This is a genomic window from Psychrobacter coccoides (assembly GCF_017498085.1).
In the GTDB taxonomy this organism is placed as follows: domain Bacteria; phylum Pseudomonadota; class Gammaproteobacteria; order Pseudomonadales; family Moraxellaceae; genus Psychrobacter; species Psychrobacter coccoides.
Map to the genome: position 1 here is coordinate 1 of NZ_JAGBKM010000026.1, position 15455 is coordinate 15455.

Sequence of the window (15455 nt, forward strand, 5' to 3'; positions counted from 1 at the left end):
TTGGTTATCAAGGCATGTTCAATCTTAGGTGACAACAGATGACGCCTGATATCTACGCTCTAGAAGGACGTGGTTTTACGGCGCTGGATGATAAAGCACTGGGTTCGTTATAGCGACTGTGCTGTCATCATCTAACACAAAGCGCAGTGTGATCTGCCATGTCAGATGGCTAAATAGTACGACGTACTTAATAGACGTTAGTGACTTGTAGAATCTGTCTCTAATGGTAGATAAATATAATATCATGGTCTATAGTGATCATTGCTTACCAATTGAGCGTGCAGCTGATCTGGTGGTACTTACCTATAACGATGAAGACAGTAATGATGACCATGAAAAACCGATATCAAGCAAATACAAGAAACCAGTCTATGATGCAAGACCAGCAGCAAAAACCAGCTATGATTGAGCGTAAGATAGCGCCAAGCAAACACTCAAACCAGTCGGGGTTTACTCTGATAGAGATTATGGTAGTGATTGTCATTTTGGCCATTCTTGCCGGTCTGGTGGTGCCAAAGGTGGTCGGACAAAGCGATAAAGCCCGTGTCAAAACCACAGAGACGGCGCTGGCGACGGTGTCCAATGCTCTGGATATGTATAAGGTAGACAACGCCCGCTATCCAACCACAGCTCAGGGTCTAGATGCGCTGACCACACCGCCTTCGGATGCCAAGAACTATCCTGAAGGGGGCTATATTAAAGGCGGTTATCCAACCGACGGCTGGGAAAACGAGCTACAGTATGTGGCGCCTGGGAGTGAGGGCAAGCCGTATGATCTGTTTTCTCTGGGGGCAGATGGGCAGCAAGGCGGTGAAGGTTTGGACGCTGATATTTATGCTCAACTGTAGCGGGCTTAAGTAGCGCGGCTCACAATCATTGACGGCTCACAATCAATCAATAATCTGTTATTGATTGATTTTTTATTGCTCATATCAGCCATAACGCTGCAAAAATCTGCAATATGCTCTGACAATTAAAGGTAACTTCTATGTCCATCAAGTCTCTAATCATCAACCCCAGCTTTACGTCCGCTGCCAAGCCTTCTTTACTGGCTTTGTTTTTAGCCAGTGCGACCTTGAGTGCTGTCCCTAGCCATGCCGCTGGATTGAGCGATTTATTTGGCAGTAGTGCCAACACCTCTAAGTTTTTGTCTGTCGATGAGGCGTTTCAAGTCAATACCAGCACCAAAGCCACGGCTAAAGGGACGCAATTAACCATCAAGTTTGACATCACTCCTGAGCACTACGTCTACAAAGACAAGCTGACTGCTACTTTCCCTAAAGGGATAAGTGCAACGCCTTTTACTTTTGATCAATCGCCTGTATCCATTGATGATCCTACCTTTGGGCGCGTGCCTGTATTTACCCAAAAAAGCGTGCTCGCCACTACCACATTGACCACCAACAATGGCAAAGGTGCCAAAAATGCGCCCGTCGTTATCGGTTGGCAAGGCTGCGCTAAAGCTGGACTGTGCTATCCGCCAGAAAAAATAAAAACCAAGATCAATATTGCTAAGCCATAATATATAGTCAGTCTAATATGAAAAAGATACAGTGGAGTTGGGATGAATTTTTTGCAGCATCCGTCGGTGTAGGCACAGCAAGCTAGAAAAATTCGTTCCAGTAACAGTGCATTTGTTTTACAGTGGTTCGTTTGTAGTAGGTGTGGCATAAACAGTCTTTAGCTGCACACCAATCCGCTCACCATCAACCAGCTCAAGAATCAATCATAAAAAGTTATACCATGTTCAAAAGTTAATCGGACTTTTTGAACATGGTATTAGTCATAAAAAGGTAGCTCTTCATGTCTAACATGACGTCAAAACCAGCCTCTCCTAAAAAATCATATATATGGGCCTTAGCCTTGGTCAGTACCTCGTTGATGCTGGGACTGCCAACGCCTGCTCAAGCAGTCAGTTTGGGAGACTTGTTTGGCAACAATCAAAGCAGCGCCCAGAAGTTTTTGCCAGTCAGTGAGGCTTTTCAGGTCGGCCACACCACGCAGTCGACGGCTGAGGGCACACGCTTAGCGATCAACTTTGATATTACCCCTGAGCATTATGTCTATAAAGACAAAATAAAGCTAAGTTTGCCCGATGGTGTGAGCGCTGCACCTTTTACCTATAATCAGACGGCAGTGACGATCGACGACCCCACTTTTGGGAAAGTACCCGTGTTTGATCAGGCCAATATGGTGGCAACCACCATCTTGACTAGTACCAGTGGCAAGGCGATAGAGGATGCGGCGCTGACCATCGGTTGGCAGGGTTGTGCCAAAGCAGGCCTGTGCTACCCGCCAGAAAAGATTAAAACCACTGTCAATGTGGCAGCGTCCTCTGCAGCTGCCTCGTTTGTCGCTGCTGAGATGCCGACCGCTGCGCCCTCGCAAGCGCCGCAAGAAGACAGTGCTACTGATGATACTACTAATGCTGATATCAGCGCTGACGATGGAGTAGAGTCTGACGGAGTAGACAGTGATGTCATCGACTATGATGCGCTAGAGGTTGACGCAGCGGCGACCAATACCATCTCTGGGGCAGATACCACTGTAGAGGCTGCTGCTGATAACCCTACTGCTAGTACAAGTAGCAGTGCCGCAGGTGGTGGCGTTGGTTTGGTCGATGCTGATCCATTTGGCTTGGCGCAGCATCCTTGGTTGGCGCTGGGTCTGTTGTTTTTGGCGGGCTTGGGCTTGGCGCTGACGCCCTGTGTCTTGCCGATGTTGCCTATCGTTGCCAATATCGTGGCGCGTCAGCAGAACCCAACGGTCAAAAAAGGCGTCATCTTGACCACCAGCTACGCCATCGGGGTGGCGACGGCTTACGGGTTGCTCGGTGCTGTGATAGCCGTGTTTGGTGAGTCATTGGGTATCATTGGTTGGTTACAAAACCCCGTTATCCTGATCAGTTTTGCCATTGTTTTTGTGCTGCTCGCTTTATATATGCTGGGGGTGTTTAGCATTCGTCTGCCTCATGCCATCAGTAGCAAGCTGCAAGGCCTCAGCCAAGCAGGAGATAGTAAGCTTGGCAGTACCGGCGGCAGCTTGGTGGCTGGATTTTTATCCGCTTTGGTGGTATCGCCTTGTGTGTCTGCGCCATTGTTTGGTGCCCTGCTGGCGGTCTCTACCATTGGTAGTCCACTGCTTGGGTTTGCCGCCTTGTTTATGCTTGGGTTTGGCCTATCCGTGCCACTTATCATCATCGGTGCGACCCAAGGCAAGATTATGCCCAAGGCTGGCGAGTGGATGAACTGGGTCAAACAAGGCTTTGCGCTGCTATTATTTGCTGTAGCGCTGCTATTGGTCGAGCGGGTATTTATCTCCCCTGTGATGCTGATGGTGTGGGCGCTATGGTTTATGGTAGTCGCAACTTGGGCATGGAGCTGGCAGGGCAAGGGCCGAATGTTGACCCAAGCGCTAGGTTTGGTGGTGGGTATCTGGGCGACCATGCTCATCATTGGCGCAGCACTGGGCAATGATGATAGCTTACACCCACTGGCCTCACTGAGCGCAGCGCCAGTGATGATGTCAGCAAACGATGGTCAAGTGAGCAATAACAGCGCTTCAGATGAACATATCACCACGCTGGCCGAGCTCGATACCATCGTCGCTAATCATCCAAAGGTCATCGTCGATTTGACCGCTGACTGGTGTGTTGAGTGCCGTATTATGGATAAAAATCTTTTTCACAATCGTCCAGCGCAGATGCAAGACTGGCAGTTGGTGAGACTTGATATTACAGAGACTACTGAAGACTCAAAGGCTATTTTGGCACATTATCAGTTATTTGGTCCGCCAGCATTGATGTACTATCAAGATGGTGAGTTGGTGACTCAGCAGGTCGGTGAGATTGGCCGTTCAGAGTTTGAGCAGACCTTGACGGCGCTCAATCAATAACCTACAGCGCATACGTCGTTACCGGTAAATATTGCATCTTATTCTGTCTCAGATCCAGTGTATTGCCTTTAGCAATGCGCTGGATTTTTTATAGATGCCTTATATGTGATTTAGCTGCCTTAAATAAAAGTGCGCTGACCATATTGACTGACCTGCGATAGACTGAATTGATTGACACGTGGAGCGGTAGTTGCTAGCAGTTAAGGCTTGCATATAATGTTGATAACGCTAGTATAATGCCTGTATTTTTATTACAATAACGCTACAATGCTAAATCATAGATCAGAGCCTATCTCATTGATGCTCTATCATGCGAGTATAGCGACTTCAGAAAGTTACTGGCCATATCGTCAGTAAAACAAAGGACTTTTATGTTTGCTCATATTGTTTCACCGCATCAGGCAACACGCTCAAGTACGACTGCTGTTTGTGCTCCTAGGGCAGCTGCCCAAAGCGCTAAGAGTTATTTAACGATCGCCGTCGGTGTGGCATTATCCTGCTTTGCCATTCAAGGACACGCCGAGGCCAGCACTGAGTTGGCCATAGACAGCGTAGACATGGATGCCCAATCACCACAAGTGATTTATCAGCGTTTACAGCAGCCCGATGAGCCTGTCGATTATGACAACATGGTCAGTGATGAGTTTGTCGCTCAGCAGACGCAGCTGTTTTTTGAATGTACACAAGTACAGTTGGCGACAGCACGTTTGGCTTGCTTCGATAAAGTGGCAGAGCAAGGCAAGACCCCAAGCTTTACCACCACCAAACAACCTTTAGACTTGGCCAAGACCTTTAAAAGCACCTTTTCAGGCAATCCGCAGCTGGTATTGGCAGAAGACATCACCCAAATGCAAGGTGATACGGTAGCAACTGCAGAGACGGTGCGAGTCAGTCAACAGCGCATACCTGAAGACCCTGTGTCTGAAAGCGCTGTAGCTGTAAACGAGGTGCCCGAAGGCCACCTCTCTGAAGGGAATATCAACAACTCCATGGCTGCCGAGCTTCAGGTCAAAAACAACGACCAACAAATACTAGAAGCAGTGGGCGTCAGTAAAAACGATATTGGTAAGTACACGCCGCTAAGCTTGGCATACGATCTGGATCAAAACAGTGAAAGCGGCACTTGGGCAGCCAGACCGTACCGTCCTATGTATGTACTGCCGCTATTTTTAAATGCCAAGCCCAACCGCAACCCAAGCACGCCCACTCAAGAGGTAGAGACATTTGCGCCAAACGAGATGCGTGTCCCTGAGCTCAAATTGCAGGTATCGGTAAAAACCAAGGTCGCTGAAGACCTCTTTGATAGCAGTGCTGATGTCTGGTTTGGTTATACTCAGCAGTCTCACTGGCAGGTCTATAATGAAGACAACTCTCGACCGTTTCGTGCGACTGATTATCAGCCAGAGGTGTTTTTGACACAGCCAGTCACCGCTGACCTACCCTTTGGTGGGCGCTTACGTATGCTTGGGGCAGGGGCGATACACCACTCAAATGGTCAGGATGATCCGCTGTCACGCTCATGGAACCGAGTTTATCTCATGGGCGGTGCTGAGTGGGACAAGCTCACTATCGTGCCACGTCTGTGGGCACGCGTGAAGACCGAAAGTGGTGATGAAGACGATAACCCAGATATCGAAGACTTTTGGGGCATGGGTGATGTGAAGTTTTTATATGACTTTGAAAACAGGCACAGTCTCAGCGGTACACTACGCTTTAATCCAAAAACAGAAAAAGGCTCTGCTCAGATTGACTATCTCTATCCTCTAGCAGACAACGTAAACGGCTATGTACAGCTGTTCCACGGTTATGGCGAGTCTATTATTGACTATAACCATAAAAACACCGCCATCGGGGTTGGGATCATGCTCAATGACTGGAAAGGACTATAAGATATCGGGCCTTAATCATCAGTGTCAGCGCTGATGTTGTCTATGACGCCCTACCGAAGCGGTTTATGGCTGGCAGAGTATCTGAACTTACGCTGTCAGCTGTGCCATGTCTATCCCAGTGCCCTGCAACCTCAGGCACGGCCACAACCGAGCACGTCCTCACTGACAAGTCGTGTGTGTGACAGATTCAATAAAGGACTGCTGTGCACCTACTGTCATGACAGCATAGCGTGGTGCCCAGCGCCTTTCACTGTCGATATCAGCGCGGGTAGCTCACTGTCCATTCAAGCCGCCACCTATTACGACTATCCTATCCGTCAAATCATTCGGGCGTTCAAACATGCTGAGGACATGGCCAAGCTGCCCTTGCTTGTGCATGTACTGCGTCAGCTACCCAGACCAACAGGCTGTCATGGTGGCAACAGCGTCATTGTCCCTATGCCTACTACCGATAGCCGGCTGGTCAAGCGTGGGTTTGATCCCGTGACTATCCTGTCACTTTATCTCTCTAAGCATTGGCAAATACCCCTGTGGCACGGTGCCTGGCGCATTGATGACACCGTTAGCCAGCAGGGTCTGACACGAGCTGAGCGCCTGACCAATCTAGACAATGCTTTTGTGCTCACTGAGCCACCACCCGTCAAGCGCCTTTTGCTGTTTGATGACGTGGCGACCACTGGAGCCAGTCTACAAGCTTTGGCTCGTACTTTATGCGAGTCATCCTCTACTGTGTCATCCGATACAGTCTTATCTGGCCAAAATGTCACTATGGACACGCAGCGCTATCATCTATCCGCCTACGCACTCGCACACGGCAGTATAAACAAATAACCTCCTCACTATAGAGGTTGTGTTTTTATTACAATAATTATGTATACTGAATCATACGGTATTGTTGCAGTATGATGCATTGTGTTTCATATAAAGCCCGTTACGCTGTTATTAATACGTTTTAACTGTTAATTGGCATCAATCAAGCGTTTATATAGTGGAATGAAAATTGCAGCACTCAATTATAGGTGATGTCTATAAGTAGCTAGATATAAAAAGTTAAGCAGATGTTTGTAGGTCGCATAACATTTGACTTTTGCTGCATCAAAAGTTCAATGATAAGAATTGGCTAATAAACAGGGTAGTGATATGAGCGCTTCTATAAAAAAAACATTGTATAAGCAGCGGGTAACAAATTCAGGGTTTACCTTAGTTGAGCTTATGGTGACTCTTGTCGTACTCGGTGTCTTGGCAGGTATGGCAGCGCCCAATATTGCAACTCAATTGGCCAATCAGCGGGTTAAGTCAACGACTGCCACTCTAATAAGCGCATTAAAGGAAGCCAAGGTCGAAAGCGTCATACGTCGACGCACTATGGAAGTGGCCTATAAAGATAATGGCAGTAAAGCTGGCACAATTCAGATCAAAACCGACTTATCAGGATTAGCACCATCTGCTGGGCCAGCCTTATACTTAATTCCACCTCCTGCTCCGATGCCAGATGATACAGGCACAGGTGGTACAGGCACAGGTGGTACAGGCACAGGTGGTACAGGTACAGGCGATACAGGCACAGGTGGTACAGGCACAGGTGGTACAGGCACAGGTGATACAGGCACAGGTGGTACAGGCACAGGTGGTACAGGCACAGGTGGTACAGGCACAGGTGGTACAGGCACAGGTGGTACAGGCACAGGTGATACAGGCACAGGTGATACAGGCACAGGCGGTACAGGCACAATCCCAGCACCAATACCCACACCAGACTTAGGGGTCATCGCCGCTTATCGATATGATGCAAAAAGCATTATTCAGGCGACCTCAGCTACAGTTACCTTTGAAGCCAATAAACGTGTTACTCCAGCAGTCACTTATACCATTTGTGACACTGATACCTCAGCATCTCCTAGGCAGGTGACGGTGAGCACTCTTGGGCTGATTGAGAGTAAAACAGGTGGGACATGTGAATGAAACAGATGAGCCATGAACAAGGCGTCGGCTTAATTGAGGTACTGGTCGCAGTCTTGCTGCTATCGATTGCGGTACTGGGGTTTAGCGCCTTACAGATGCGGGCTATTGGTGCCACGGATGAAAGTCTGGTGCGAACCAAGTCGTTGACAGTCGTACGAAATTTGGCTGAGGTCATGCGTGCTTATCCAGAAGCCTATGTCACAGGCAGTGGTACTGCTTTTACCAGTGCAGCACCCTCAGATACAGGTGCCATCCCCACCATCCAAGCCGTGATAAGCAGCACAGCAACCGACACGGTCAAAATAGACAATAAAGATACCAGTATCACAGGTGCCAACAGTTGCTTATCAACAGAAGTTAAAACGGTTGATGGTAAAAAAGTCGCCAAAAAAGCTTGCAGCATCAATCAATTGGCAGCTCGCGATGCTTTAATGGTCAAACAGTTAGCAATAAACTCAGATATTGCTGTTGGCGTTGTGACTTGTCCTGGCACTACCACACAAGCCATTCAGCAGCAGATGTGTGTCGTCACCGCTTGGAACGATACCAAAGCCATACTCGATGATTCTGATCCAAAGGCTTGCGCAAATGCCAATGGCATCTATAAAACGGGCAGTCACTGCCTGATATCGGAGGCCTACTAAATGAAGATAGCGCCAAAAAGCCATGCGGCCTCTATAGCCGGTTTTACCTTGATTGAGCTGATGATATCGCTGGTATTGGGCTTGCTGATATCGGCGGCGGTGATGCAGGTATATCTGGTCAATACTCGTACTATTACCGTGCAGCAGAGCGCCTCAGAGGTACAAGACAGCAGCATCTTTGCCATGCAAAGCATCGAAGAGCACGTGCGTCTTGCCAATCTAGGCAATCCCATTGACTATATTACCGACACTACCGATCACGGCGGTATTGTATTAACCCAAGCCAACTTGGGGGCAAGCAATACTACTGATGCCAAGTTCTTTACTATCGATGCCAGTACTGGGCCCTCAAATATCGATGGTAAGCCAAGTGATCAATTGGTCATTCAGTATAAAAACATCACCCCGCATGCTATGTATGACTGTGAAGGGGAAGAGATTAATCCTGGTAGTTCAGACTGGGTGGTAGAGCGTTATTTTGTTCGTGATATTTCAAAGAGCAAAACCGCTACTACCAAAGACTTGGCGCTAGCATGCAGTGCTGGCCGTGTCGATACAGATGGCACGGTTACAGACAGCTTTGCAGATAACGGCGCCATCATAGTACCCGCTGTCGATCAGTTCAAGATACTCCTCGGCGTACAAGCCGCTGTCGACGAGCTGACCTATCTACCACCTAGCGTTTATTTGGATATTGAGCAACCCAGTAGTGGCCAAAAACCTGCTGTCACCAGTGTCAAACTTGGCATGATCGTCCGCAGCAGCACGCCTTTGATCACAGATACTGACGCTGATGAATTCACGCTGCTGGGTTCTGAACACGCACTAATAGACGATGATTCGCGCAAAAAATACTATCGCCGCAGTTACGAGTCCACCGTGCTGCTACGCAGTGCTCGAGTGATGAGCTTGGTTGCTACTGTTAATGACGAACCATAAAGGAAAGTTTCATGTCTGATATAGATCGATCGTATCCTAAAGATCTGCCCACTGCCCAACAAGGAGCGGTGCTGATTGTGGTGTTGTTATTTTTAATCTTGATTGTCTTTGCTGGTGCTATTGCGGTCAAACAAAGCACCACCGACCTGCGTCTCGCGACCAGTGATCAGGTCAATACCTTACTATTACAGTCTGCTGACAAACCCAATCAAAGCATCGAGCAAAGCATCAATGGTAGTAGTGATACTGAGATATATGACGATATGATCTCTCGTAGCGGCCCTTTTGGGTACTTTATGCTCAGTGATGACAGTCGAGAGCATGAGTATGTCTTTTGCTATCGGCCTCGTGGCTTGTTTTTTGATATCAAAAAAGCGTCGATCGTCACCCCGTCAGGTAGCATACTTAGTCAGGGTTATTGTGACACGAGTAAGTCTGAAGATTATATCAGCGCTCGTAATGCCAGTATGACGCAGGTCAATGTTGCTCTGACCCCGCCTAGTGCTAGCAACGAAGCCTTTAGCAACTACACCATCGGTCAAGACAGCGCTGAAATCTCCAGCCAAGCCTTTACCTTTGATATCACCAACACGGCCGTTCTGCCCGCTTATGCCGATACCAAACTGGGCAGCAAAAACTGCTTTGAACAGACCAGTCGCTTGTATTCGGTCAGCGCGCAAGAGGATACCATCGGGGGCTGTATGGTCAAAGCTGGTGTGCCCAGTGTGGGAATCTATGAGATGGCCAACGTCGAAAACCAATCTAAGCGTACGAAGTGCGTAGGCTTTGGTAAAGGCACAGGTAAACTATGTACCTTACCTACCAGCTAGTACACCCACAAACCAGTCCACAGATGCCAATATATTTAGCTTAGGAGTAGGTCATGAGTCACAAAAATAACCCAACAGCCAGTCGAGGCACGTGGCCTATTAAAGCGCTTACCGCTGCGCTGTTTATGGGACTAGTGACGACATCAGCCCATACTGACAACACTCAAACTAACCGTAAGCCCATCGGTGATCTGGAAATCTATGCGCCTGCCAAACCAGGGACGGCTTCTATCTTTATGATGCTTGATACCTCAGGGAGTATGGATAAACGAAGTATCAGAAATGATTATGGTAGTTTTAGTTCAAGTTGTTATGAGAAGAAAAGAAGTTCAGAAAAAGTTGAACTGGTGATTTATGAGCGTAAGCCCAAACTCACAGCAGGTGGTACGGTCGTAAAAGACGATGATGGTAATACAGTCATGGTAAAAGACTTTGATAATGTCAAAAAGACCATAGAGTATACCCCTGAAGGATGTAAAAAGAACGACAATATACGGTTTTCTAGGATGGTACGTCTAAAACTAGCGCTCGTTGAGCTATTAGCCGATGAAGTCTACGACAAAGACGGTAACCTAAAAGACACTGGCGAGCTATCAGATGATTATGCAATTGGAGTGGGAAATTATAGCTATGAAGGTGATGGCAGTCGCGCGGTTATTTTGGAGCCTACAAAAGCCTTGACGGCTGGGCAGCGAATCGATTTGATTGAAACCATCATGGATCTACAAGCGACAGGCGGCACACCCACTGCCCATGCGATAGCAGAGTCAGGCGCTTATATGATGGGCACCTCTACTGAAGGCAATGGTGCTTGGTGGAGTGGTTTTGATGAATCTGAAGATGATACCAAAACTGATGATGAAAAAAGTTATTTATCGCCACTCAACGATCAAGAATGTAGTGGTAATGGCATTTATTTACTAACAGATGGTCAACCCAATGGTAGTAGGTATTCTAGAGCTAGAACAATAATGAATAATTCATTATCTGGCTCTAATCCAGCATTGTCTATCGACAGTTGTACTAATCTGTCAGGGGATAGTAGCGGTAGGTCTTGGGGTTGTATGGCAGACTATGCCGCCTTGCTACGTAATACTGCCAATAACCCCAAAGGTTTGCCGATTAAAACCGCCACTGTTGGTTTTGGTAAAGAGTTTGCAGGCTTGACGGGTACGCGCAGTATCATCATCAATGGTAAAACAAAAGAAGTGACAGACTGTGATAGTGGTAGTGCTAATGACGACACTCGTAACCTCTGTAAGCTAGGTGAGCGCAAAGGCGACAATGAAGTCAAGACTTTCGGTGATGGGGGCTTTTATTATACCGAAGAGTCTTCTGATATTGCCGCCAGTATTGTTGATTTCTCAGCCAGCCTAGTACAAACGATCAATACCGCACCCTCGGGTACTATTACCATTCCAGATGATCCCTACCGTGCTGCCAATCAGCTGCCGTATGCCTATCTGCCCATGCTTGATCCTGATATTGCCTCTGCCAACAGTATCTGGCGTGGTAATCTAAAAAAGTACAGTCTCAATGAAGGCACATTATATGGCAAAAGTGATAGCTTATTGTTTAAAAACATTGCTGGTGAGTTAAATAGTAGCACCCAAGATTTATGGCAGACGGCTGATTTTGTCGTAGAAGGTAGTACCGCTAATAACAACATTGCCGCAGGGGGCGTCTATGCCAAGCTTAAGTCACCAAACTCAGGGCTGGCCAGCTTACGGACTGTCTATGTAGAGGATACGTTGAGCGACAAACAAACCCCTGTGTTGCGCCAAGTCTCAGTAGCGGCAAGCGGCAAACCCTATGGTTTTGACGCCCTTGTCGATAGTGTCTATACAACGTCTGACGAGATGAATAAGCGCCGTCTGCTGAGCTTCTTAGGCTTTGATAGCGTGCTGACCAAAGATGGGCAACCAACCTCTACTGACGCTGTCAAAGATCTAACCCTGGCTCAGCCCACCAAAGCGGTCAAGGTGCTCGGCGGTGTGGTGCACTCCACACCGACTGTGGTGTCGTATGGTGCCACCTTAGATGACAATGGCCGTATCACCGACACCCGTGAGGACTATGTCTTGTTTGGCTCGATGGATGGGGCGCTGCATCTGGTCGCTGCGGATACGGGTGAAGAGGCCTTTGCCATTATCCCGAAATTGATGGTGGAGACTCAACCAAAAGCCTTGGTTGATGACTCTATTAAGGCTGAAGTAGGGACGCCATACTTTGGCGTTGATGCGCCGTGGCTGGTGACCACTGACTATAAGTATGATCTAGAAAACAGCAAAGTCACGGTCGATACGGCAGGGGACAAAGGCATGTACGCCTATGGCGGGCTACGTATGGGTGGTGAGGCGTTTTATGGTATCAACATCAGCGACAAGTCCACTCCCAAGATTGAGTTTAGCATCACTCCTGATACTTTCAATGGTGCAGCCTCGTCTAAGTTTACTCGACTGGGACAGATTTGGAGCAAACCCACTGCTGCTAAGATACGTCTAAAAAAAGGCTCAGACACCAACAAAAACACCGCACCCACCGATGTGCTGATCTTCGGTGGCGGCTATGACATGGGCTATGAAGACGATGATTATGTGCCCACTGCTAGTAAACCTGCCAAAGGCAATGCCATCTATATGATCAATGCCAAAACTGGCGAGCTGATCTGGTCAGTGAGTCAAAGTGATCATAGTAATATGATTCATAGTATCACCGGCGAGATTACTGTCCTCGATCGGGACAATGATGGCCTGATGGATCACTTATATGCAGCCGACCTTGGCGGGCAGGTGTTTCGTGCTGACTTTGAAAACGCTCGTATCGAGCAGTTTGGCTTTGAGGCGGTAGATAAGTTTAGCAGTAAAGGCATGACTCGTATCTTAAAGCCCAACAGCAATGACAAATACGCCTATCGTTTTTATAACCGTCCTGTGGTCAGTTTTTATCGCAATACGGGCGGCTACGACAATGGGAAGCTCTTCGCTCTGGTCAATGTCATCTCAGGCAATCGCAGCGCACCCCTATCGACCCTACGGGATGATAATAAATACGCCAACCGTATCTATGGCATCATCGATACCGACATCACCAGTCCTGATCTGTACAAGGATGGTTTCACTGCTCGTGTAAACAATCTGGCAGACAGTGATCTGCTAAATTTAGCAAACGAGCTTGATGACACCCATAACGCCGATAAAAAACAAGCCGTCAAACAAAAGATGCTCGGTGAAGCCAAGTCAGCAAGCAAGCAAAATGGCGTCATACCCAGTGCTAAGGGCTGGTACTACCCGTTGACCCGTTTTGATGGTTATGACAAAGTACGCTATAACAAAGGCGTGGGCGACATGGCAGCGATTAACAATATCCTGTATACCACCGTCTACAATCCCGATAAGCTCTATGGCACGGTCTCGAGCTGTGCAGCACGTATCATGGGCGGCTCAGAGCGTCAGCTCTACTGTCTGCCTTATGGTATCTGTATGGATGAGACCTCACAGACGGGGACAGGCGGCTATATCCCAGCGGGGCAGGGTATCCAAGAACTGACTCTTGGAGCATACAATGCGGACAATAAAGACGTCAAAGTGCTTATCGGCACTACCACCCTTACTGAACGTATCAAAGCGGCCAACCGTGCAGACTATGGTTCAGATGGCTTTAAAAATGACAGTAATATCAAGGACCTCTATCCGGGTACGGGTAAGCCAGTGCAAGCGGGCGGTGATGGCAGTGCCACTGAGTTTTTGTTCAATGAGCGCTATACGCTGCAGCCAAAAGCCTGGTATCAGCAAAACAGCGGTCAATAAACAGCGGTCAATAAATAATGGCGGCTGACGCTAGGATGAGGGATGAGGATAAGGTGGCAATAGTGACAAGAGACCGACAAAGAGCACCAAACCAAGCCATGTCAGGCTTTACCCTGATCGAGCTGATGGTGGTCGTGATGATTATGGGCGTACTCGCCGCCATCGCCGTCCCCAGCTATCGTCACTATGCGGTGATGAACGCTGAGCGTGACGCACAGGCCAAGCTGCTGCAGCTGCAGATAGAGCTGGAGCAGTGGCGGGCCCGTGCGCTGAGCTATCAAGGGTTTCAGCCCAAAGTCGTCACTGGCAATACCGTGAGCTATGCGTATGCTGACCCACCTACCAACAAAACCATCTACGTCCCCAACGGCAGTACCGCCAGCAACTACCGCTATAAGATAACCCTCGTCGATGGCATGGATCCAGATCAGTCACTGGTCACCAGTACTGACGCTGATGATCCAGTCAATATCGCCATTGGGCGCTCATGGAAGATGCTGGCGCTACCCAAGGATTCAGGCATCACCAAAAACGCATCTGAGATGATGATAAACAGTAACGGCCTACGCTGTCAGAGCAAAAGTAATGAGTTAAAGATAGCCGATACCGACTGTGGTACTGGGCAGGAGGACTGGTAATGCAATCATCAATAGACAACTCTAAAGGCTTTACCCTCGTCGAGGTCATGATTGTGGTCGCCATCATCGGGGTGCTCGCTGCGATCGCTTATCCCAGCTATCAGCGCTATGTCATCAGTACCAAACGGGCGGATATGATGATCGAGATGCACAATATCGCCTCCGAGATTGAAAGCCGTAAACTGGCACAAGGCAGCTATAGTGCTATCAGTGCTAAGGTGAAGACGGATTTTGCAAAAGCGTATCCTACGCAAGGGCAGGCGCTGTATGATGTCAGTATTGGCAATGTCGTAGGGGTTACGGGTACTGACTTGACTTCACAGTGGCTGATCACTGCCACGCCTAAGACGAACACGCAAATGGCAAGCGATGGCAACTTAACGCTCAACCATCAAGGGGTGAAATGCCGAAAAACCAATTGTGGCACAGGTGAGGAGTGGCGATAGTTACCTAACCCTTAAGCCGCCACTACTGACAAAAAACGTCAATCAAACCTTAGATAAGTTAACCATCGTGTAGACAAGGTGACAATTTTAGTAACTCTGTAGCAACAATCCAATATAAACAAAAAAAGTCACCCATACCCTGCCACGCCTTATATCATCAGCGCTGAGAAAGTAACCACCTATCAGGTAATCGCTACCACTGACACCGATCAGTCACATGATGTGGCGATATAGCCAAAAAAACTGTCAAAAAATAAAAAAGTTGGCACGCTAGCTGCAACAGTTACAGCAAGACCATTAAAATGATTGTCTTAATAATAAACGGCCTTGTCTCATACGGTCAGTTTATAGAGAAGAGAGTCATCTTAATAGATAACCATAATATTTTGACTGCTGACAGATAT

At 48.0% G+C, this 15455-nt stretch carries 12 protein-coding genes; all 12 read left to right on the forward strand.

From position 1 onward, the window contains the following. Nucleotides 1-401: 401 nt before the first annotated feature. Nucleotides 402-848 carry a type II secretion system major pseudopilin GspG gene (gene gspG, locus J3492_RS11745; RefSeq protein WP_207992264.1) on the forward strand — a complete coding sequence of 149 codons (447 nt, stop codon included), beginning with the start codon at nucleotides 402-404 and terminating at the stop codon, nucleotides 846-848. Nucleotides 849-988: 140 nt separating this feature from the next. Next, entirely contained in the window at nucleotides 989-1522 is a 534-nt protein-coding gene (locus J3492_RS11750; RefSeq protein ID WP_207992242.1) for a protein-disulfide reductase DsbD domain-containing protein, read from the forward strand. Between the two features lie 281 nt (nucleotides 1523-1803). Beyond that, nucleotides 1804-3894 carry a protein-disulfide reductase DsbD gene (dsbD, locus tag J3492_RS11755; RefSeq protein ID WP_207992243.1) on the forward strand — a complete coding sequence of 697 codons (2091 nt, stop codon included), beginning with the start codon at nucleotides 1804-1806 and terminating at the stop codon, nucleotides 3892-3894. 371 nt (nucleotides 3895-4265) lie between these two features. Continuing rightward, a complete protein-coding gene (locus tag J3492_RS11760; protein ID WP_207992244.1) occupies nucleotides 4266-5783 on the forward strand; it encodes a phospholipase A in 1518 nt (505 codons plus the stop codon). Between the two features lie 42 nt (nucleotides 5784-5825). Next, nucleotides 5826-6614, forward strand: a complete 789-nt coding sequence (locus J3492_RS11765) for a ComF family protein (protein ID WP_243453241.1) — start codon at nucleotides 5826-5828, stop codon at nucleotides 6612-6614. A gap of 309 nt (nucleotides 6615-6923) precedes the next feature. Next, on the forward strand, nucleotides 6924-7745 hold the full coding sequence (locus J3492_RS11770; protein ID WP_207992246.1) for a pilus assembly FimT family protein: 822 nt from the start codon (nucleotides 6924-6926) through the stop codon (nucleotides 7743-7745). After that, nucleotides 7742-8389, forward strand: coding sequence for a type IV pilus modification protein PilV (gene pilV / locus J3492_RS11775; RefSeq protein ID WP_207992247.1), 648 nt, complete (start codon nucleotides 7742-7744; stop codon nucleotides 8387-8389). Before J3492_RS11770 ends, pilV begins: the two co-directional genes overlap by 4 nt. Continuing rightward, the gene (locus tag J3492_RS11780; protein ID WP_207992248.1) at nucleotides 8390-9328 is read left to right on the forward strand and encodes a PilW family protein; all 939 of its coding nucleotides are present in this window, start codon (nucleotides 8390-8392) and stop codon (nucleotides 9326-9328) included. It abuts the gene before it with no gap. 11 nt (nucleotides 9329-9339) lie between these two features. Next, complete coding sequence (locus tag J3492_RS11785) at nucleotides 9340-10158, forward strand: pilus assembly protein PilX (protein WP_207992249.1); 819 nt, start codon at nucleotides 9340-9342, stop codon at nucleotides 10156-10158. 53 nt (nucleotides 10159-10211) lie between these two features. Next, entirely contained in the window at nucleotides 10212-13967 is a 3756-nt protein-coding gene (locus tag J3492_RS11790; protein WP_207992250.1) for a pilus assembly protein, read from the forward strand. A gap of 62 nt (nucleotides 13968-14029) precedes the next feature. Then, the gene (locus J3492_RS13405; protein WP_341534135.1) at nucleotides 14030-14605 is read left to right on the forward strand and encodes a type IV pilin protein; all 576 of its coding nucleotides are present in this window, start codon (nucleotides 14030-14032) and stop codon (nucleotides 14603-14605) included. After that, nucleotides 14605-15051 (forward strand): type IV pilin protein, encoded by a 447-nt coding sequence (locus J3492_RS11800; RefSeq protein WP_207992251.1) that lies wholly within the window; start codon nucleotides 14605-14607, stop codon nucleotides 15049-15051. Before J3492_RS13405 ends, J3492_RS11800 begins: the two co-directional genes overlap by 1 nt. Nucleotides 15052-15455: the final 404 nt, after the last annotated feature.